This window comes from Paraburkholderia sp. MM5482-R2 (assembly GCF_050436125.1).
In the GTDB taxonomy this organism is placed as follows: Bacteria; Pseudomonadota; Gammaproteobacteria; order Burkholderiales; family Burkholderiaceae; genus Paraburkholderia; species Paraburkholderia tuberum.
This window is the reverse complement of record NZ_JBNDLP010000002.1, coordinates 1,373,586-1,391,851: the sequence shown is the minus strand read 5'-3', so window position 1 is coordinate 1,391,851 and position 18,266 is coordinate 1,373,586. Positions and strand designations below refer to the sequence as shown.

The window sequence follows — 18,266 nt, the reverse complement described above, 5'->3', positions numbered from 1 at the left end:
CGCTTTCTTTCGAAGAACCCGCGGCACGACGAGCGTGCCGCCCCAGCACCTGCATTCATGAGCAATTCGAGCTACGACGCACAAGCCGTGCGCAGCTGGCTGCAAGGCCTGCAATCGCATATCGCGGACACGCTCGGCGCCTTCGACGGCGCCGCGTTCGCTACCGACGCGTGGCAGCGCGCGCCCGGCGAGAAGCTGCGCGGCGGCGGCGTCACGCGGATTCTCGAAGGCGGCCAGTTCTTCGAGCGCGCGGGCATCGGCTTCTCGGACGTCGCGGGCGACGCGCTGCCGGGCTCGGCAAGCGCCGCGCGGCCGCAACTGGCCGGGCGCGGCTTCGAGGCGATGGGCGTGTCGCTCGTGCTGCATCCGCACAATCCGCACTGCCCGACCGTGCACATGAACGTGCGCCTGCTCGTCGCGACGAGGGAAGGCGAAGAACCGGTGTTCTGGTTCGGCGGCGGCATGGACCTGACGCCCTACTACGGCTACGAAGAGGACGCCCGGCAGTTCCATCAGGTCTGCCGCGACGCGCTCGCGCCGTATGGCGCGGATCTGTACCCGCGCTTCAAGCGCTGGTGCGACGAGTACTTCTTCCTGAAGCACCGCAACGAGCCGCGCGGCATCGGCGGGATTTTCTTCGACGATTTCTCGGTGCCGGGCTTCGAGCAATCGTTCGCGATGCTCAAAAGCGTCGGCGAAGGCTTTCTCAAGGCGTACCTGCCGATCATCGAGCGGCGCCGCGACACGCCGTACGGCGAAGCCGAGCGCGCGTTCCAGGCTTACCGGCGCGGCCGCTACGTCGAGTTCAATCTGGTCTTCGACCGTGGCACACTGTTTGGGCTGCAGAGCGGCGGACGCACCGAATCGATCCTGATGTCGATGCCGCCCGTGGCGAACTGGCGCTACGACTGGCACCCCGAGCCGGGCACGCCGGAAGCGCGTTTGTACAGCGATTTCCTCGTGCCGCGCGAGTGGGTATGACGCGCCACCTGTCTCGCTTACGGTCACGACAAAGGACCCTCACCTGAAGCCGAACGCTCACCCTGTCGCCCTGCCTCGCCGGATCGGTCTGCTGGGCGGCACATTCGATCCGATCCACGACGGCCACCTCGCGCTTGCGCGGCGGTTCGCCGACGTGCTGCGGCTGACCGAACTGGTGCTGCTGCCGGCCGGCCAGCCGTGGCAGAAAGCCGACGTGTCGCCCGCCGAACATCGGCTCGCGATGACGCGCGCGGCGGCCGCGTCGCTCGCGATCCCCGGCGTGACGGTACGCGTCGCGACCGACGAAATCGAGCACGATGGCGCGACCTACACGGTCGAGACGCTGCAATGCTGGCGCGAGCGCGAAGGCGACGACGCATCGATCACGCTGCTGATCGGCGCAGATCAACTGGTGCATCTCGACACATGGCGCGACTGGCGGCGCCTGTTCGAGCTCGCGCATATCGGCGCGGCCACGCGGCCCGGCTTCGACCTCGCGTCGGTCGCCCCTGCGGTCGCCAAGGAAATCGCCGCGCGCCGTGCGCGCGCCGACGTGCTGGAGGCCACACCCTGCGGCCATCTGCTGATCGACACGACGCTCGCGTTCAACGTATCGGCCACCGACATTCGCGCGCATCTGCGCGAGCAGGTCAACCAGCGGCTCGCCCACGCGGGTGCGGGCGGCACAAGCCAGGATCGGGCCGCGAGTCACGTCCCCGCCGCGGTGTGGGACTATATTCTTCAACATCATCTGTACCACCGGTAACTCCATGGATATTCGCAAACTGCAACGCGTAATCGTCGACTCTCTCGAAGACGTCAAGGCGCAAGACATCAAAGTGTTCAACACCAGCCACCTGACCTCGCTGTTCGATCGCGTGATCGTCGCGAGCGGCACGTCGAACCGGCAAACCAAGGCGCTCGCGTCGAGCGTGCGCGAAGGCGTGAAGGAAGCCGGCGGCGAGATCATCAGCACCGAGGGCGAGGATATCGGCGAATGGGTGCTGGTCGATTGCGGCGACGCGATCGTGCACATCCTGCAGCCGGCGCTGCGCCAGTACTACAACCTCGAGGAAATCTGGGGCGACAAGCCGGTGCGCATCAAGCTGTCGACGCCGAATCCGTTCGGCGGCGCGCGCGCAAGCGAGCCCGACGACGAGGAAGACGAGGAAGTGCCCGCCGCGAAGCCCGCGCGCAAGACCACGGCGCGCCGCAAGTAAGCGGGCCGTGTCGGGCACACCGCTACTGTCCTCGCGATGAAACTGCATATCCTCGCCGTCGGCCACAAGATGCCGGACTGGATCGCGACCGGCTTCGACGAATACGCGAAACGCATGCCGCCGGAGTTGCGCATCGAACTGCGCGAGATCAAACCGGAGCAGCGCTCGTCGGGCCGTTCGGCCGAAAGCGTGATGGCCGCCGAACGGCAGAAGATCGAAGCCGCGTTGCCGAAGAACGCACGCATCGTCGCGCTCGACGAACGCGGCAAGGACTGGACCACGATGCAGCTCGCGGGCGCGTTGCCGGGCTGGCAGCAAGACGGCCGCGACGTGGCCTTTCTGATCGGCGGCGCGGACGGGCTCGATCCCGAGCTGAAGGCGCGCGCCGATATGATGCTGCGCGTGTCGAGCCTCACGCTGCCGCACGCGATGGTGCGCGTGCTGCTGGCCGAACAGCTTTATCGGGCGTGGACCATCACGCAAAATCATCCGTATCATCGCGCGTAGGCGCTGGAGCCTCGCGCGGCGACGCCTGGCAACGATTCGTTGCTGCTGACGCGTCGCGGGCGCTCAGCTCCATACGCTTGAGCGTATTGCGGCTGCTTCATGCGATGATGCGCCCGACGCGCCGTGCATCGATGCCGCTAGTGGATGCAGCGCATCGATCGGATCACCGGGTCAACCTCGCCCCGCTCACTCTTCCACGCCCACCCGCGTTCACCACCCCGCGCCATCCGTTTCCCGCTTCATCGAGACCCGTTCATGCCCACGCCCTCCGCTTCGCTGCATCCGTTCGTCTACCTCGCCTCGCAAAGTCCGCGCCGCCAGGAGCTGCTGCAACAGCTCGGCGTGCGTTTCGAATTGCTGCTGCCGCGCCCCGATGAAGACGCCGAAGCGCTCGAAGCCGAACGGCCCGGCGAACACGCGCGCGACTACGTGCAGCGCGTGTGCATCGCGAAGGCGCAGGCGGCCCGCGCGCGGCTCCTCGACGGCGGTCACGAGGTGCGGCCGATACTCGTCGCCGACACCACCGTCACGATCGACGACGCGATTCTCGGCAAGCCCATCGATGCCGGCGATGCGGTCGCCATGCTCACACGTCTCGCGGGCCGCACGCACGAAGTGCTGACCGCGCTCGCCGTGATCGATGCCAACGGCGCGCTGCTGCCCGCGGCGTTGTCGGTCTCGAAGGTGCGTTTTGCTGCAGTGCACGCAGACGCGTTGCGTCGCTACGCGACGAGCGGTGAGCCGCTCGGCAAGGCGGGGGCGTATGGCGTGCAGGGACGCGCGGCGGAGTTTATCGAGCATATAGACGGGTCCTATTCGGGTATTATGGGTTTGCCGCTTTTTGAAACCGCTGCCCTCCTGCGTGCAGCGCGCATCGACTTCTAGAACAACACCATGAATGAAGAAATCCTGATCAATGTCACGCCGCAGGAAACGCGCGTCGCGCTCGTTCAACAGGGCGCCGTCCAGGAACTTCATGTCGAACGAACGCTGTCGCGCGGCCGCGTCGGCAATGTCTATCTCGGCAAGGTCGTGCGCGTGCTGCCCGGCATGCAATCGGCGTTCATCGACATCGGCCTCGAACGCGCCGCGTTTCTTCATGTCGCCGACATCTGGCATCCGCGCATCGCCGGCGAAGCGCAACATCAAACACCGCATCAGCCGATCGAAAAGATCGTCTTCGAAGGTCAGACGCTGATGGTGCAGGTCGTCAAGGACCCGATCGGCACCAAGGGCGCGCGGCTGTCCACGCAAGTGAGCATCGCCGGGCGCACGCTCGTGTATCTGCCGCAGGAGCCGCACATCGGCATCTCGCAGAAAATCGAAAGCGAAGCCGAGCGCGAGGCCGTGCGTGCGCGTCTGACCGCCGTGCTGCCCGCCGACGAGAAAGGCGGCTACATCGTGCGCACGATCGCCGAGGATGCGACGAGCGAAGAGCTCGCAGCCGACGTCGCGTATCTGCGCAAGACGTGGGCGACGATTCTGTCGCAGGGGCAGCGCATGCCGCCCACCAGCCTGCTCTACCAGGATCTGAATCTCGCGCAGCGCGTGCTGCGTGATTTCGTCAACGATGAAACGTCGCGCATCCAGGTCGATTCGCGCGAGACGCATCAGATGCTCGCCGATTTCGCGGCCGAGTTCACACCGGCGGTATCGTCGAAGCTGCACCACTACACCGGCGAGCGGCCGCTGTTCGATCTGTACAACATCGAGGCCGAGATTCAGCGCGCGCTATCGCGTCGCGTGGATCTGAAGTCGGGCGGCTACCTCGTGATCGACCAGACCGAGGCGATGACGACGATCGATGTGAACACCGGCGGCTACGTCGGCGCGCGCAACTTCGACGACACGATCTTCAAGACCAACCTCGAAGCCGCGCATACCATCGCGCGGCAACTGCGGCTAAGGAATCTTGGCGGCGTGATCATCATCGATTTCATCGATATGGAAAACGTCGAGCATCGCGACCAGGTGCTAGGCGAATTGAAGAAGGCGTTGTCGCGCGATCGCACGCGGGTGACCGTCAATGGTTTCTCGCAACTCGGGCTCGTCGAGATGACGCGCAAGCGTACGCGTGAGTCGCTCGCGCATGTGCTGTGCGAGCCTTGCCCGATTTGCCAGGGCAAAGGGCAAGTGAAGACTGCGCGCACGGTGTGCTATGACGTGTTGCGAGAGATATTGCGCGAGTCGCGGCAGTTCAATCCGCGCGAGTTTCGCGTGGTCGCTTCGCAGCAGGTGATCGATCTGTTTCTCGAGGAAGAGTCGCAGCATCTGGCGATGCTGATCGATTTCATCGGCAAGCCGGTGTCGTTGCAGGTGGAGTCGAATTTGAGTCAGGAGCAGTACGACATTGTGTTGATGTAAGCCTTTCTAGCCTTATCCAGAAAGGCTTTCCGTCCATAAATCGCGTCAAAGAAGGAAGCTGGTACCCATCTAGATACCCATTCGGGCCTTGGTAGCACGCCAAGTGACGCCTAATTACGTATCGGCCCGCCATGCTGCCGCCGCATCGACCCCGCGCTGAGGATGATCTCCGCCTTGCTTGTGGATATTCGGGCAGCGCTCCGGCACCTATGGTGAGCGCCATGCGCATTCACAACACGAACCGCATAGTCGCTGCGGTTTCGATGGCTGCTCATTCCCAACTGCATTGTATTGTCTTTCTTGTGGGGATCGCCCATATCTGCATCTGCGTTTGATAAGCACACCTACTACAGGTGGCCGACCGATGGTGGCATCACGCCCGAGCACGCGACGGCAATGCTATCCGTCATGCGAAGTGCGTTCGCGTCGTAGAAGTCATGCGCCGCTAGCAACGCGGCCGCCTCGACGGTCTCAGTTCGGCCAGTTGCGGTCATACGCCTGAAGCTGCCGATGAGCATTGAGAGGGCCGCTCTACTTCCGCAAGCAGCCGTTAGACCGAACTGGCAATCGTGGCGGTGCCATGTAAGCCGCTAGTTCGTTTTCGGGGCGACGATTGCGCGGATAATGAAGTAAACAGCGCGATGGCGACCGGCACATAAACGTTCGACTATGCGAGAGTGCCGATGCGCACCTGGAGGGGGCCTCGCAGGTACTGACGGGTCGTGAGGCCCTGACGGAATGAACGAAGGCGCAAGCTGTTGATCGCGGAGTGTCGGCAGGCACGATCGCCGCCAGCCCGCCCAAGCCCTGCCGACCGCTCATCCGCACTTACGGCCCGAACTGTTGCCAACGCAAGGACGGGCGGCTGTCGCCGGGGAACATGATCCACGGTCCGTTCGGGCTGAAGTCATAGGTTGGACCGAAGCTCGCCGGCATCGCCATCTGTGCAGTGGTCAGGCCATGTGCGGAACCGGGCGAGGTGGAGTCGGCCAGATCGGCAACCGCGACGGAAGTGCCCGTCGCCTGGGTGTCCCAGAAGACGTCGTTTGCAATGGACCCTGTTCCGGTATTGGTGACCGCGATTCCGCCGCCTCGCGGCGCCAGCACGCGCGCGGTGGAGAAGGACTGCTCGATCGTGCCTCGATTACCGCCGACCAGTGCCCCAACGGAGCCATTGTTGGCGGTCACGAATGCCGATGAATACGATTGCGTCACCAAGCCTTCGTTCTCCCCGACGAGACCGCCGGCGCCATTCCCACTGGTGAACGCCGCCGAATACGATTGCCGCACCACGCCGCCGTTGTATCCGACTAGCCCGCCGGTATAAGTAGCCAACGCGGGAAAGCATGTGCAAAGGACATCCGCATTGCTTGCCGAGCGGGTTATCGTGCCGGTGGAACTGCCCACCAGGCCGCCGACGGCGGTCGCCTGCCCCTGGGTTAGCGCCATCTCCCCACTCGTGCGAACGAGGGCAATGGTGCCTTCCGAGATTCCCGCGAGAAGGCCATAGTAGGCACTCGTTGCAGGGCCGCTGATATTCGCCTGCAGATGCAGATCGCGCACGACGCCGGCCGGTCCGATTTCGGAGAACATGCCCACTGGAGCGCCAGCGTTGCCTGACGCGGATATCTCGAGGTTCGAGATGGTGTGTCCCATGCCGTCGAGCTGACCGTTGAAGGGGCTTAACGGGAACGCGAGTATGCTCGTGCCCGTCGTTGTGGCGGGTGCCTGCGCATTCACATCTTTTCCGAGCGCGTAAGCACCTGAGAAATCAAGCGCGATGTTTTGCAGATCGGAGAGCGAGTTGACGAGCTTGTACGCCGTGAACTGGCTAACAAAACCGCTATCATCCGCCGCTGTCCACGCCTTGTTCGACAGCACGGTCCCCGGACTGCTGCTGCCATTCATGTCATAGAAAAACCGGACGAGACCGGTGCTGCCCGACCAGTCGATCGTGCCTCGGTTGACGACGCTGCCGCCGTTATCGATGCCCGAGGCGTCGGCGCGCAAGGTCAGATTGCCCGCTCCGTTGTTCGCGATCGTCGTGCCCTTCGTGACCGACACATTGTGGTACGCCGCGAGCGTAAGCGATGCGGCACCGTGCCAGCTCAGGTTCGATGCGATATCCAGATCACCGGTCGCGCCGTTGACACCCGTGGTCATGACGCCGACTGAAGTGCCCGCGTCGAGACTGCGTCGAAGCGCGCCTGCAGCGGCGCGGTCGATAGTGAAAGCAGGTGTCGATATGTTCCATTGGCCTGCGCGAACTTCCGCCCCCCTACCGAACGACAATCCCTCCGCCTGCGTGTCGACAGTGCCGCCACCGCCATCGGCATTTACCGCTGCAATTGGGCCACGCTGCGTGATCTGGCCGTGGTCCGCCACCAGCCAGACGTGGCCGTCGCGCGTTGTCGTGCCCGTCGCGCGGATGCGGGTGCCGCTGCCTGCGAGCGCATAGACGTTCCCATCGGCAGCCTGAAGACTGACCTGCGCGGCCTTGATGCGCCCCTCGTTGACGACCGTGCCGTGACTGCCTGCCTGCACGAACACCTGCCTGCTGCTGGCCGAGTCCTGCAACAGCACCGTCTCGCCAGCCGCCAGTTCCACCGTGCCGCTGGGCGCCTTTACCGTGCCCGCGTTGACGACTGCCTGACGCGCGATCAGGAACACGTCGCCGCCGCTGGTACTGATCCTGCCGAGGTTGACCACGCTCGCGTCCGACTTGCCCGACAGCGTCAGTGCATCGCCGCCGTTGATGAAGGCGTCGTTGCAGATATCCAGCGTGGCGCGACGAAACGTCCGCCCGTGCTGACAACGCCCGAGGGCCCAACGAGGACGCCTTGCGGATTGATCAGGTAAAGGCTGCCGGTGGCGGTGAGCTTGCCGAGAATCGATGACGGATCGCCGCCCGTTACACGGTTCAGCGTCGCGCCCGACCCGTTGTTGAAGGCGACGGTGTTGCCGTTGCCGATCGAGAAGCTGTGCCAGTCGATCACGCCGCGGGACGAGGACTGGCCGATCGTTAGCGAAGTGGTGCCGCTCGTCATCGCGCCCTGGCCCCGGACGAAGGCTCCGCCCTGCGGCAACGGTCCCGCCGCATGGGCCATCGGCACGCACCACTCGGCGAGCGCGAGCGGCACCCATAGCGCAAGCGGCAGCGGGCGCAGAACACGCTTCCATGCGGAAGGCCGGGACCGAGGCGCGATGCGTGCCGCGCCGGCATACGCCAGCGTAAAGGACAGCCCGTTGCGCAGGGCTGGCGGCGACTGGATCGCCGGTCTGGATGAATGCCGCAACATGATCGCTCCCGAAATGTGGTTCGTGGAAAGTCGTTGTCGCGGAACGCAGGTTGTTGCGACCAGGCAAGGCGCGAAAGCCGCCATACCGCACAACACAGACTAATGGTAGCAGCGCGTTTCGAAAGACAAACCGGTATTTGCGCATGCACCCGGTACTTGCTGGTACCTCTTCAAGCGGGGATGTGTGTCGGTCGCCGCGGCGGCGGGAACGGCCGTCCAACCCTCGAAAGCTGCCGTTAAGCTAGGGCGGGATCCAACGGCCGGATCGGGTCGGCTGCGGCCGGTCGCGACAAGCTGCGGTTACGCGAAAACTGCAGCAGATTGAAACGACCCGATAGATTGAAAGATTGAAGCGCCTCCCGATAGATTGGGACGTCGGATAGATTCGGTTGCTTCATCGATTAGGTTGCGCTGATAGATTGGCTTGCTGGATAGATTCGAGGCCCCATAGAGCGGAGATCCCCTCTGATAGATTGGCGGCCGATGGCAACGTACTCTTTCGGTCCCGGCGTGTCAGATTGCGCAGATTGCAGCGACTAGCAACAAGCCCTAACCTCTAAGCCGCCACGTCACACCCCGACTGCTCCAACACAGCCTGCGCCTCTGGTGCAGATTGCGGCCAGCCAACGACGCATCCGGCGACCTGGCCCACGTGCCCAACGCGGCCACAACATCGGCGCGAGGGTCGGGTCCGCATACGTGCGCGCGTGCGCCTTCGCGAACATCGCGCCGACGCGTGATGCGTTCCTGCCCCTCCGTTACACCTCGCGGTACGCGACTTGCTCGCCGAAGCGGAGCGGACCGGCGACGCTACACGCCGCGCGGCAGCGCTGCCTCGATGAACACCGCGCACAACGCTTCCATGCCCTTCGCGTCCTCCTCGTCGAAGCGCGCGACGACCGGGCTATCGACATCCCACACGCCGATCAGCGTGCCGTCGGGCGCGACGAGCGGCACGACGATTTCCGATTGCGACGCCGAATCGCATGCGATATGGCCGGGAAACTCGTGCACGTCGCGCACAACCTGGGTCTGACGGGTTTGCGCGGCCGTACCGCAGACGCCCTTGCCGAGCGCAATGCGCACGCACGCGGGCTTGCCCTGGAACGGGCCGACCACCAGTTCGCGGCCGTCGTGAAAGTAAAAGCCGGCCCAGTTCAGATCGCTCAACGAATGAAAGACGAACGACGAGAAATTCGCGGCGTTGGCGATCCAGTCGGTTTCGCCGGCTAGCAGCGCGCGCGCCTGCGCGACCAGTTCTTCATATTGCGCGGCTTTGGGCAGATGCGAGGTGGGGGAAACTTCGAACATGACGGCGTCCGTGATCAGAGCGGGATGGCAAGCGGTAAGGGGTGAAGTGTAAAGCAAGCGCAATCCCCGCGCGCGGGTGTCGAACGCTGTGACACGCGCCGCGCGTCTACGCTCGCCGTCCCCGTCGGTTCTCGACTATCCCTTCTTATTAATAGTTTCTATCTTGATAACATCAATATTCATTTCGCATTAGTTTAAATCGAACGGGTTTTTGTCGACTCTATTTTTGCTATATTACCGACCGTGTCTTTTGCTTATAACTCGTCACGTCAGAACACACGCGACGCGTTAGTCGCCCCTTCAGAACTGCGCAGAGCCAGCTGCAGCAAGTGATCGGAAGAAGTTCGTTGATTGTCGAACTCCCAGAAGCAATATCGATCTGATTTTCTTTCCGGGAGTTTGCGAGCCTCACCGATGAGCACGCCCGATTTTTTTCGCAGCCGTCTGGACGCGATGATTGATCTTCGTCACCCGCTGGCGGTGTTGGCCACGCGAATGCCGTGGGTGTCGATCGAAGCAACGCTGACCCCGGTGTTCGAGCGGCGTGCTCGCGAAGGACGAGTCAATGATGATGTCGATCTGTTCGGTAGTGCGGCGACGCTGGCGGGGGCTGGCCCGAGCGCGGCAGGCCGGCCGCGCCTGCCGGTTCGCCTGATGGTCGGCCTGCTCTACCTGAAGCACGCGTACAACGAAAGTGACGAGTCGGTATGCGAGCGTTGGGCGCAGGACGTGTACTTCCAGTTCTTCTGCGGCGAAGAGTACTTTCAGCCCCGCCTGCCGTGCGACCCAACCAACCTGGTGCGTTTCCGGCAAGCGCTGGGCGAAGCGGGTGTCGAGGAATTGCTGGCCACAACGATCGCCGCCGCCGTGCACATGAAGGCGGTAACACCCGCCGAATTCGAACGCGTGATTGTTGACACCACAGTCCAGGAGAAGGCGATCGCGTATCCGACCGACAGTCGCCTGCTTGATGTGGCGCGGGCCAAACTTGTGCAATTGGCGCAGCGCGCGGGTCTGAGTCTGAAGCAGACCTACGAACGCGAGGGCAAGCGTCTGCGTCGCCGTGCTGGCGGCTACGCGCACGCCAAACAATTCAAGCGCCTGCGTCGCGTGCTCAAACGACAGCGCACAGTGCTGGGACGACTGCTGCGAGACATCGAGCGCAAGCTGCCTGACGCCTCGGAGTCACAGCAGGTCAAGCTTCGCGTCTGGCTGGAACGGGCGTGGCGAATCTGCCGCCAGCGCCCGAAGGACAAGAACAAACTGTACGCATTGCATGCCCCGGAAGTCGAGTGCATCGGGAAGGGCAAGGCGCGGCAGCCCTATGAGTTCGGCGTCAAGGTCAGCCTGGCAATCACAGAGAAGCAAGGCCTGATCGTCGGCGCACGGGCGTTCCCGGGCAACCCCTACGACGGCCACACCCTGGCTGAACAGCTCGAGCAGACATCGATCCTGTTGCAGGAGGTGCCGGGCGCACCCCGTGCGAAGACGGCGCTGGTCGATCTCGGGTTTCGCGGCGTCGATGCCGACGTGGCGCCGGTACAGGTCGTGCATCGCGGCAAGAGCAGGACGTTGTCGGCACCCCAGCGCCGCTGGCTCAAACGGCGACAGGCCATCGAGCCGATCATCGGCCATGTCAAGCAGGATCACGGCATGCGACGCTGCTGGCTGAAGGGGCAAACTGGCGACGCCCTGCATGCGGTGCTGTGCGCCGTCGGCTATAACCTGCGCTGGCTGCTGCGCGCCATCGCCCGGCTCGGCATCAAGCCTGCCTTTTTTGTTCTCATGGTTCTGCGCCTTTTCGTCGACTTCACGTCGATAACGTTGCTTTCACGCTCCGCACGCGGCTTCCTTCAACTCGCTAAATGAATTATGCAGGTCCGACGCGTTAGGTCCCGCAAATACCGGAGACATGCTAGCGGTAGCAGAAAAAATGATGCTTAATGTGATGATTACCCCGCGTGATCGCAATGGCCGAAAGATGGGTCCCGCGAAGATAAGCCGGGGACTAATGAGCCGCCGTCAACGAGAATCCGCGCCCTTCCGGCAGTCGGCACAATGACAGGCCACAAGCTTTTTTCGTATGTGGCTCTCACGCTGACCGCCTCGGCAAGCGTGTGCGCGACACAAACACCACCACACGCTACGATTAATGATTTCATCGGCAATTGGGTCGTGACCGATGTAGTTGACTAGGCCGATATTTCTGGTGGCATCCCCGAAGCAAAACGGATTCTCGGCATGCCGATGACAATTACGCCGCAATCCATGAGCTTCGACAGTGAAACCTGCAAGCCCAACACAGGTTTTACCGTCAAACGAATTGACACGCTTTCGGCGTTGAAGAAACAGTTCGACCTTCGCGTGAATGAAACCGGGTTGCCCGCTACAACCGTTGTCGTAGATAGCGACAATTGTTTTGCGATCTTCCGGATGGACGCTCACAGGATTGTTTTTGGATGGGACGGGATCATCGTTCGCGCCATCCGCGATCAGTAAGAGCTCGTTGAGTACCCGTCCCAGAGGCCCGGGCCTTTTACTGATCGACCCCAATAATCACGCTCGACGCCTTGAAAACCGCCGTCGCCGCCTTGCCGCTCGCGAGGCCGAGGCGCTCGACGCTGTCGTTCGTGATGATCGCCGCGATCTGCGCGCTGCCGGCACTGATCGTCACTTCCGAATTGACGGCGCCCGTCGTCACCGCCGCGACGGTCCCTTCGATGCAGTTGCGCGCCGACACCTGCTGCCTCGCGACATCGACCATTACGATCACCGACGATGCCTTCACGAGCGCAAACGCCTGCTTGCCGGTCGCCAGCCCGAGCGACTTCGCGCTGCCGTGCGTGATGATCGCGACGACCTCGAGACCGTCCGGCGTGCGCAGCGTGACTTCGTCGTTGACTGCACCGTGCTTGACGTCGGTGACTTCGCCGCTGAACTGATTGCGTGCGCTGGTTTTCATGGCGGACTCCCTGGCGATTGTCGCGCGTGGCGACGAGCGGGTGGGCGGATAAAGCGAGTGTAATCGAAGCCGCGCGCGTCCCCGCCCAACATCCGATGCGCCGTGCGCATCGCCGACACCGTATCATCTTGGCCGTGCACCTCATACGCCAAATCTTTATGCCCGTCGCCGTTCTCTCCCGCCGTGCCTGCCGCGCCGTCGTGCTGTGCGTCGCCGTCACGATGCTCGCCGCATGCAGCACGCCAACGCCGCCGCGCGGCACGCACGCGTTCGTCGACAACGTCACGCTGTTTTCGCTCGCCCATTACGACCAGAACGTCGATCACTGGCTCGATCCGAACAGCCCCGACTACGATCGGCCGTTTCTCAGCGCCGCCGAGCAGCGCGCACATTTCGACGCGCTGTTCGCGCGCTACTTCGGCACGGGCGAGAACGCGCCGTCGCCGTGGAATCCCGCCTGGGTGACGACACGCGTGTTTCGCGAGCAGGGCGAGGACATTGCCGCACTGCAACAGCGCCGCATCGACAGATTCGACAACACCGGCAAGCGTGGCAGCATCATCGGTTACGGCGAAAACTTCCGGCCGCACGACAAGGCGTGGATCGACGCGATCGCGCGCAACATCAACGTCGCGCAGTTCACGCAAACGCCGGTCTATCAGCCCGAGCGGCGCGCGATCGCGACCGGCAACCTGATGGTGCGCGAGTTGCCTACCACCGATCCGTCGTTCTACGACCATCGCCTGGCCGGCGAGGGTTATCCGTTCGACAACCTGCAGATCTCGGCGGTGCGACCCGGCACGCCGCTCTATGTGCTCGGTAGCAGCGTCGACGGCGCGTGGCATTACGTGCAGACGCCCGATGTGCAGGGCTGGGTGCGCAGCGACGGCGTCGCGTTCGCCGACGATGGTTTGATCGATCAATGGCGCGCGGCGGCCGGGAAGTCGCTAGGCGCGGTGATCGTCGCGTCGGCGGCGGTCAACGACAGCCACGGCGTGTTTCGCTTCGCTGCCCCGGCCGGGACGATGCTGCCGCTGGTGGCGGGTGTCTCGGCATCGCCAGCCGCGACCAGCACCAATGCAGGCACACTCCAGCTCCTCGTTCCCGCGCGCGACGTCGACGGCCGCGCGCTGATCCGCACCGCGTCGCTCGACGCCACGCAGATCACGCCGATGCCGCTCGCCGCGACGCCGCGCCATCTCGCGACGCTGTTGAAGGCGCTGATCGGCCGGCCGTACGGCTGGGGCAATAGCGGGCTCTACAACGACTGTTCGTCGGAACTGCAAAGCATCTTCGCCGCGTTCGGCGTGTGGCTGCCGCGCCATTCGTCGACGCAGATGAGCGCCGGCCGCATGGTCGATCTGTCGGAGTCGACACCCGCCGAACGGCTCGACTATCTGGCGCGGCATGGCGTGCCGCTGCGCACGCTGATCTACATCGGCGGCCATGTGATGCTGTACCTCGGCAACACGACGCGCAACGGCGCCACGGTCCCCGTCGTCTATCAGGACGTGTGGGGCCTGCGCCCGGCCGACAACAGCCGGCGCGCGGTCATCGGCGGCTCGGTGATCCTGCCGCTCGACGAGCGCATCCCCGAGGACGCGACGCTGCAGTCGCTCGCCGCGACGCCCACGTTCCAGATCAGCATCCTCGGCGCGCCGGCGGGCAGCACGGCGCCGTCCGCGCCGCCGGCGGACGAGGACAATCCGGCGGGATAAATGGCGGGCCGCCCTCCCCCGCGCCTGAAAATATTTTTTTCGGAGTGTCGATCCGACGGTGACCAACTCGTCGTAACGTTGAAGACCCAGCTCATGCAGCCGGTCTTTCCCCTGAGGAACCGTTACTTCAAGGAGTCACCGTCATGTCCAGCGCCGCAGCCAAACCGATCCCGGACGGGATGCACTCGCTCACGCCGTACCTGATCTGCAAGAACGCCGCCGAAGCGATCGCGTTCTACACGAAAGCCTTCAACGCCGTCGAACAGATCCGTCTGCCGGGCCCCGACGGCAAGGTGATGCACGCGACCCTGAAAATCGGGGACTCCATGCTGATGCTGACCGACGAATGGCCCGAGCACCAAACCTTCGGCCCGAACACGCTGAAGGGCACGCCGGTCACGATTCACCACTACGTACCGGACGTCGACGCGAGTTTCAAACAGGCGGTCGACGCGGGCGCGACCGTCACGATGCCGGTCACCGACATGTTCTGGGGCGACCGCTACGGCCAGGTCAAGGACCCGTTCGGCCACAACTGGTCGCTCGCGACGCACAAGCGCGACCTGAGCGCCGAGGAAATCCAGCAGGCGATGGCCGCGATGGACTGTTCGTCCCAAGAGAAGAAGTGAGCGGCCGATGGGCGTCGGGCAATCGCACGCCCACGCCCACCGACACCAGTCCCGAAAGGAGCAACGTCATGCAGAAAATCGCGCCGTGCCTGTGGTTCGACGGCAACGCGGAAGAAGCCGCGGAGTTCTACACGTCGGTGTTTTCGGCGTCGCGCATCGCCACCACGCTGCACGCCACGGACGCCGGCCCAGGACCGGCCGGCAAGGTCGTCGCCGTCACCTTCGAAATCGAAGGCCAGGAGTTCATGGCGCTGAACGGTGGCCCGCAATATAAATTCACGCCGGCCATCTCGCTGTTCGTGCACTGCGACTCGCAGGAGGAAATCGATCGCTACTGGTCGAAGCTGCTCGACGGCGGCGGCGAGCCGTGGGCCTGCGGCTGGCTGCGGGACCGCTTCGGCGTGTCGTGGCAGATCGCGCCCAACGTGCTGCTGCAGATGCTGCGCGACCCGGATCGCGCCAAGGCAAGCCGCGTGATGGCGCAGATGATGAAGATGGTCAAGCTCGATATCGCGCCGCTCGAACAGGCGTATCGCGGCGAATAGGACGGCGGCCAGCGGGCGCCCCGCCTCGCCCGCGCGATCTTTTGATAGGATCGGTCTCGACCCAACACGGCGAGACAACCACGGTGCGCGTCAACCATCAGGCCTTCTTCTGCTCGCTGTTCATCGCGCGTCTCGCCGATCAGATCCTGCTCTTCCTGGTGCCGCTCGTGGTGTTTCAAACGACGCACCAGGTCGCGTGGTCGGGACTCGCGTTTTTCATCGAAACGCTGCCGCGCTACCTCGTGTTCCCGTTCTTCGGCGCGCTCTGCGACCGCTTTCCACCGCTGCGCCTGATGCGGCTGAGCCAGGCGGTGCGTGCGCTCGCATGCTTCGGCGGTATCGCCGCATATGCGCAGTTCGGCGGCATCGGCTGGCTGATCGCGCTGTCGGCCGCGTGCGGCGTGCTGACGAGCCAAGGGCTCGTCGCGCGCGAGGTGATGCTGCCGCAGATCTTCAGCACGCAGCGGATCCAGAAGGTGCTCGCGTATTCGCAACTGGCCGATCAGCTCGGCTTCGTGCTTGGGCCGATGCTCGCCGCGTTGCTGCTCGGTGTGTGGCATTGGGAATGGGTGGTCGCCGCGACCGGTGTGCTGTTTCTGTGCGCCGACGCCGCACTGTTCGTCTGGCAGCGACTGAGCGGCTTTCGCGCGCCTTCGCCTGTGTCCGCTCGATCGCTCACGCCCGCCGCCCACTGGACCACGCCGCTGCGCATCGCGCTCGATCACGTGTGGACGCTGCCGGGCCTGAAGAAGGTCATCATGCTCGCGGCCGCGGAGAACCTCGTCATCGGTGTCACGCTTGCGACGTCGGCGGCGATGGTGACGGGTTTGCATGCGCAATCGAGCCGCTACTACGCCGGTCTGCAAACGGCCGGCGCGCTCGCCACGGTGCTGGTGCTGCTGACGGTTGCGCGCGCCGGATGGCCGGCGCGCGTGCTCGGTGTCGTCGCATTCGTGACGATCTGCGCGGGCGGCGTGATCGCAGGCGCGAGCGCGTCGCCGTGGGGCTATGCACTCGGCTTCCTGCTGATCGTCGGCTTCGACAAGATGTTCAACGTCTACATCCGCAGCGCGCGTTTGCAGATCATCCCGCCCGAGGACTACGGCAAGACCATCGGCGTCGCGATTCTGCTGAACAACCTGACGCAGCCGCTCGCCGGCCTGCTCGTCGGCGTGTTCTCGGCAAGCACCCAAACCGGCCCACTGATCGTCGCGCTGTCGCTGACGATGGGCGGCATCGGCGCGGCGGTATCGATCGGCTCGGCGCTGCTGCGCCGCAGGCGCGCGTGGGCGCTCGAAGACTAACGGCGCTTCGACGCGCGACGACACGCTCGAAGTTACCCACAGTTTTTGTTGGCAAATCTGTGCATAACTTCCCGGAAAAATCCGCAAGCCTTTGATACGCCTGTCGTTTTTTCGTCTGCATCGAAGGTGCGGCAGCGCACGGAGTTTTACCGGGGTTCATGAGTGGCCGGCTGTGCGCAGACCGTCGTCAGCGCCGTGCGCATGCGAAGAGTTTCATCAGATTTACACGCTCGTTAGCTAAACCCGGCACGCTGTAATTCGTGACAAAAATGCCACGTTCTATTGCAGCGAAATTAGCCGCATTTCTGCTTAAGAATTCACGAAAATTAACGATCCACACATAGCCTAAATTTTTTGTATCGATGACAATGGGTCTGCATGCCCTGACGCAATCGAGGCCCACGCTTCCGCTTAGGATAAGGTATTGAGTCAATTCGCTGTGAACTCGATCCGAATATCCGCCGCAAATCATTATTAACAGATATAAATCTTTAAATCCCGATCTGCTAAATTCAATTTAAATCACATTTGTCAAATGCGTCCGGAGTACCGCATCTTTAACCAAATGCTTCGGCGAGCGCAGCAATTACGGCGCGAAACCGGCGCCGTGCCCGCGGACGTCGGCCCCGCGCTACGCGAAGACGCGGATGCTGCCGGCGTATCGCAGGGACGGCGGCGCGCGCTGAAAACGCTCTGGGGGCTTGCGATCGCCGCGCCCGCGGGCTGGCTCGCGAGCCGCTTGCCGTGGCAGATGTGGACCGCCGAATTCCACACCGGGACTGGCGAACTGGACGACGTGCTGCTGGCGGACGGCACTCAGATCACGCTGGGCAGCGCGAGCGCGATCAACGCCGCGTTCGAGGCGAACGTTCGGCGCGTCGATCTGCTCGGAGGGGAAATCATGGTGCGGCCCGTGATCGATGTTGGCGGCGCACCGGGCGCCCGAACGACTCATGCGCCTTTGCTCGTGCAGACGGCCGAAGGCGTCGTCCAAGCGCGCGGCGCGCAGTTCAGCGTGAGGCAAGGGGATGGTTTCACACGCGTGGCCGCGTTTCGCGGCGACGCGTTGGTGAGGCCGGCATCGGGCGCGGCGCTGGTGCTGACGCAAGGCCAACGGTGCACGCTGACACGCTTCGGCGTCGCGGCGCCGCAAGCGCTCGACCCGCGCGAGGCGATGTGGACGCGTGGCCTGCTCTACGCGAACAACATGCGTATCGCGGATCTCGTCGACGAACTCGCGCGCTATCACGCCGGCGTATTGCGCTATGCCGACGACGTCGCCGATCTGCGCGTGTCGGGCATCTATCAGCTCACCGATACCGACGCGACGCTCGCGCTGCTGCAGCGGACCTACCCGATCCGCTTGCGCTCGATCACGCCTTACTGGACCCTCGTCGAAGCGCTCGACAGCGCGAAAATCTGACGC

General features: G+C 63.8%; 18 protein-coding genes. 13 read left to right on the top strand and 5 right to left on the bottom strand.

The genetic code is table 11. The features are described 5' to 3' along the window. The first annotated feature begins 57 nt into the window (after positions 1-57). From hemF to rng, 6 genes are all read left to right on the top strand, one after another. Entirely contained in the window at positions 58-981 is a 924-nt protein-coding gene (gene hemF, locus OKW37_RS09295) for an oxygen-dependent coproporphyrinogen oxidase (protein ID WP_429406849.1), read from the top strand. Positions 982-1,024: 43 nt separating this feature from the next. Next, the gene (locus OKW37_RS09290; RefSeq protein WP_429408453.1) at positions 1,025-1,747 is read left to right on the top strand and encodes a nicotinate-nucleotide adenylyltransferase; all 723 of its coding nucleotides are present in this window, start codon (positions 1,025-1,027) and stop codon (positions 1,745-1,747) included. Positions 1,748-1,751: 4 nt separating this feature from the next. Further along, positions 1,752-2,201, top strand: coding sequence for a ribosome silencing factor (gene rsfS, locus OKW37_RS09285; RefSeq protein WP_429406851.1), 450 nt, complete (start codon positions 1,752-1,754; stop codon positions 2,199-2,201). Positions 2,202-2,237: 36 nt separating this feature from the next. Further along, complete coding sequence (gene rlmH, locus OKW37_RS09280; protein ID WP_008919684.1) at positions 2,238-2,708, top strand: 23S rRNA (pseudouridine(1915)-N(3))-methyltransferase RlmH; 471 nt, start codon at positions 2,238-2,240, stop codon at positions 2,706-2,708. Between the two features lie 255 nt (positions 2,709-2,963). Next, positions 2,964-3,593 carry a Maf family protein gene (locus OKW37_RS09275; RefSeq protein ID WP_429406853.1) on the top strand — a complete coding sequence of 210 codons (630 nt, stop codon included), beginning with the start codon at positions 2,964-2,966 and terminating at the stop codon, positions 3,591-3,593. Between the two features lie 9 nt (positions 3,594-3,602). After that, a complete protein-coding gene (rng, locus tag OKW37_RS09270; protein WP_184059381.1) occupies positions 3,603-5,072 on the top strand; it encodes a ribonuclease G in 1,470 nt (489 codons plus the stop codon). A 347-nt stretch (positions 5,073-5,419) separates the two neighbouring features. Here rng and OKW37_RS09265 read toward each other — a convergent pair whose 3' ends face one another. From OKW37_RS09265 to OKW37_RS09250, 4 genes are all read right to left on the bottom strand, one after another. After that, positions 5,420-5,566 carry a hypothetical protein gene (locus tag OKW37_RS09265; protein WP_429406855.1) on the bottom strand — a complete coding sequence of 49 codons (147 nt, stop codon included), beginning with the start codon at positions 5,564-5,566 and terminating at the stop codon, positions 5,420-5,422. A 334-nt stretch (positions 5,567-5,900) separates the two neighbouring features. After that, positions 5,901-7,781, bottom strand: a complete 1,881-nt coding sequence (locus tag OKW37_RS09260) for a filamentous hemagglutinin (RefSeq protein ID WP_429406857.1) — start codon at positions 7,779-7,781, stop codon at positions 5,901-5,903. Positions 7,782-7,807: 26 nt separating this feature from the next. Next, positions 7,808-8,371 (bottom strand): filamentous hemagglutinin N-terminal domain-containing protein, encoded by a 564-nt coding sequence (locus OKW37_RS09255; RefSeq protein ID WP_429406859.1) that lies wholly within the window; start codon positions 8,369-8,371, stop codon positions 7,808-7,810. A gap of 810 nt (positions 8,372-9,181) precedes the next feature. After that, the gene (locus OKW37_RS09250) at positions 9,182-9,682 is read right to left on the bottom strand and encodes a GAF domain-containing protein (protein ID WP_184059394.1); all 501 of its coding nucleotides are present in this window, start codon (positions 9,680-9,682) and stop codon (positions 9,182-9,184) included. Positions 9,683-10,096: 414 nt separating this feature from the next. On the opposite strand from OKW37_RS09250, the gene OKW37_RS09245 reads away from it, so the two are divergent. Together OKW37_RS09245 and OKW37_RS09240 are read left to right on the top strand one after the other, a co-directional pair. Further along, a complete protein-coding gene (locus OKW37_RS09245) occupies positions 10,097-11,551 on the top strand; it encodes an IS5 family transposase (protein WP_429406861.1) in 1,455 nt (484 codons plus the stop codon). Between the two features lie 372 nt (positions 11,552-11,923). After that, positions 11,924-12,181 (top strand): hypothetical protein, encoded by a 258-nt coding sequence (locus OKW37_RS09240; RefSeq protein ID WP_429406862.1) that lies wholly within the window; start codon positions 11,924-11,926, stop codon positions 12,179-12,181. A 37-nt stretch (positions 12,182-12,218) separates the two neighbouring features. On the opposite strand, the gene OKW37_RS09235 is transcribed toward OKW37_RS09240, so the two are convergent. Beyond that, a complete protein-coding gene (locus OKW37_RS09235) occupies positions 12,219-12,644 on the bottom strand; it encodes a TOBE domain-containing protein (RefSeq protein ID WP_184045857.1) in 426 nt (141 codons plus the stop codon). A gap of 158 nt (positions 12,645-12,802) precedes the next feature. Here OKW37_RS09235 and OKW37_RS09230 point away from each other — a divergent pair, with 158 nt between their 5' ends. The 5 genes from OKW37_RS09230 (at position 12,803) to OKW37_RS09210 (ending at position 18,263) form a co-directional block, all read left to right on the top strand. Then, a complete protein-coding gene (locus OKW37_RS09230; protein WP_429406863.1) occupies positions 12,803-14,362 on the top strand; it encodes an SH3 domain-containing protein in 1,560 nt (519 codons plus the stop codon). Positions 14,363-14,505: 143 nt separating this feature from the next. Continuing rightward, complete coding sequence (locus OKW37_RS09225) at positions 14,506-14,991, top strand: VOC family protein (protein WP_187617948.1); 486 nt, start codon at positions 14,506-14,508, stop codon at positions 14,989-14,991. Between the two features lie 68 nt (positions 14,992-15,059). Continuing rightward, positions 15,060-15,536 carry a VOC family protein gene (locus tag OKW37_RS09220; protein WP_184059400.1) on the top strand — a complete coding sequence of 159 codons (477 nt, stop codon included), beginning with the start codon at positions 15,060-15,062 and terminating at the stop codon, positions 15,534-15,536. An 83-nt stretch (positions 15,537-15,619) separates the two neighbouring features. After that, a complete protein-coding gene (locus tag OKW37_RS09215; protein ID WP_429406865.1) occupies positions 15,620-16,840 on the top strand; it encodes an MFS transporter in 1,221 nt (406 codons plus the stop codon). A gap of 565 nt (positions 16,841-17,405) precedes the next feature. Next, entirely contained in the window at positions 17,406-18,263 is an 858-nt protein-coding gene (locus OKW37_RS09210) for a FecR family protein (RefSeq protein WP_429406867.1), read from the top strand. The last annotated feature ends 3 nt before the right edge of the window (positions 18,264-18,266 follow it).

Bases quoted from the DNA above. Each gene is read 5' to 3' on its own strand.
- rng (WP_184059381.1), top strand. From the start codon at position 3,603: ATGAATGAAGAAATCCTGATCAATGTCACGCCGCAGGAAACGCGCGTC.
- OKW37_RS09275 (WP_429406853.1), top strand. From the start codon at position 2,964: ATGCCCACGCCCTCCGCTTCGCTGCATCCGTTCGTCTACCTCGCCTCG.
- OKW37_RS09210 (WP_429406867.1), top strand. From the start codon at position 17,406: ATGCTTCGGCGAGCGCAGCAATTACGGCGCGAAACCGGCGCCGTGCCC.
- OKW37_RS09245 (WP_429406861.1), top strand. From the start codon at position 10,097: ATGAGCACGCCCGATTTTTTTCGCAGCCGTCTGGACGCGATGATTGAT.
- OKW37_RS09240 (WP_429406862.1), top strand. From the start codon at position 11,924: ATGCCGATGACAATTACGCCGCAATCCATGAGCTTCGACAGTGAAACC.
- OKW37_RS09235 (WP_184045857.1), bottom strand. From the start codon at position 12,644: ATGAAAACCAGCGCACGCAATCAGTTCAGCGGCGAAGTCACCGACGTC.
- OKW37_RS09230 (WP_429406863.1), top strand. From the start codon at position 12,803: ATGCCCGTCGCCGTTCTCTCCCGCCGTGCCTGCCGCGCCGTCGTGCTG.
- rlmH (WP_008919684.1), top strand. From the start codon at position 2,238: ATGAAACTGCATATCCTCGCCGTCGGCCACAAGATGCCGGACTGGATC.
- rsfS (WP_429406851.1), top strand. From the start codon at position 1,752: ATGGATATTCGCAAACTGCAACGCGTAATCGTCGACTCTCTCGAAGAC.
- OKW37_RS09225 (WP_187617948.1), top strand. From the start codon at position 14,506: ATGTCCAGCGCCGCAGCCAAACCGATCCCGGACGGGATGCACTCGCTC.
- OKW37_RS09250 (WP_184059394.1), bottom strand. From the start codon at position 9,682: ATGTTCGAAGTTTCCCCCACCTCGCATCTGCCCAAAGCCGCGCAATAT.
- hemF (WP_429406849.1), top strand. From the start codon at position 58: ATGAGCAATTCGAGCTACGACGCACAAGCCGTGCGCAGCTGGCTGCAA.
- OKW37_RS09265 (WP_429406855.1), bottom strand. From the start codon at position 5,566: ATGACCGCAACTGGCCGAACTGAGACCGTCGAGGCGGCCGCGTTGCTA.
- OKW37_RS09220 (WP_184059400.1), top strand. From the start codon at position 15,060: ATGCAGAAAATCGCGCCGTGCCTGTGGTTCGACGGCAACGCGGAAGAA.
- OKW37_RS09255 (WP_429406859.1), bottom strand. From the start codon at position 8,371: ATGTTGCGGCATTCATCCAGACCGGCGATCCAGTCGCCGCCAGCCCTG.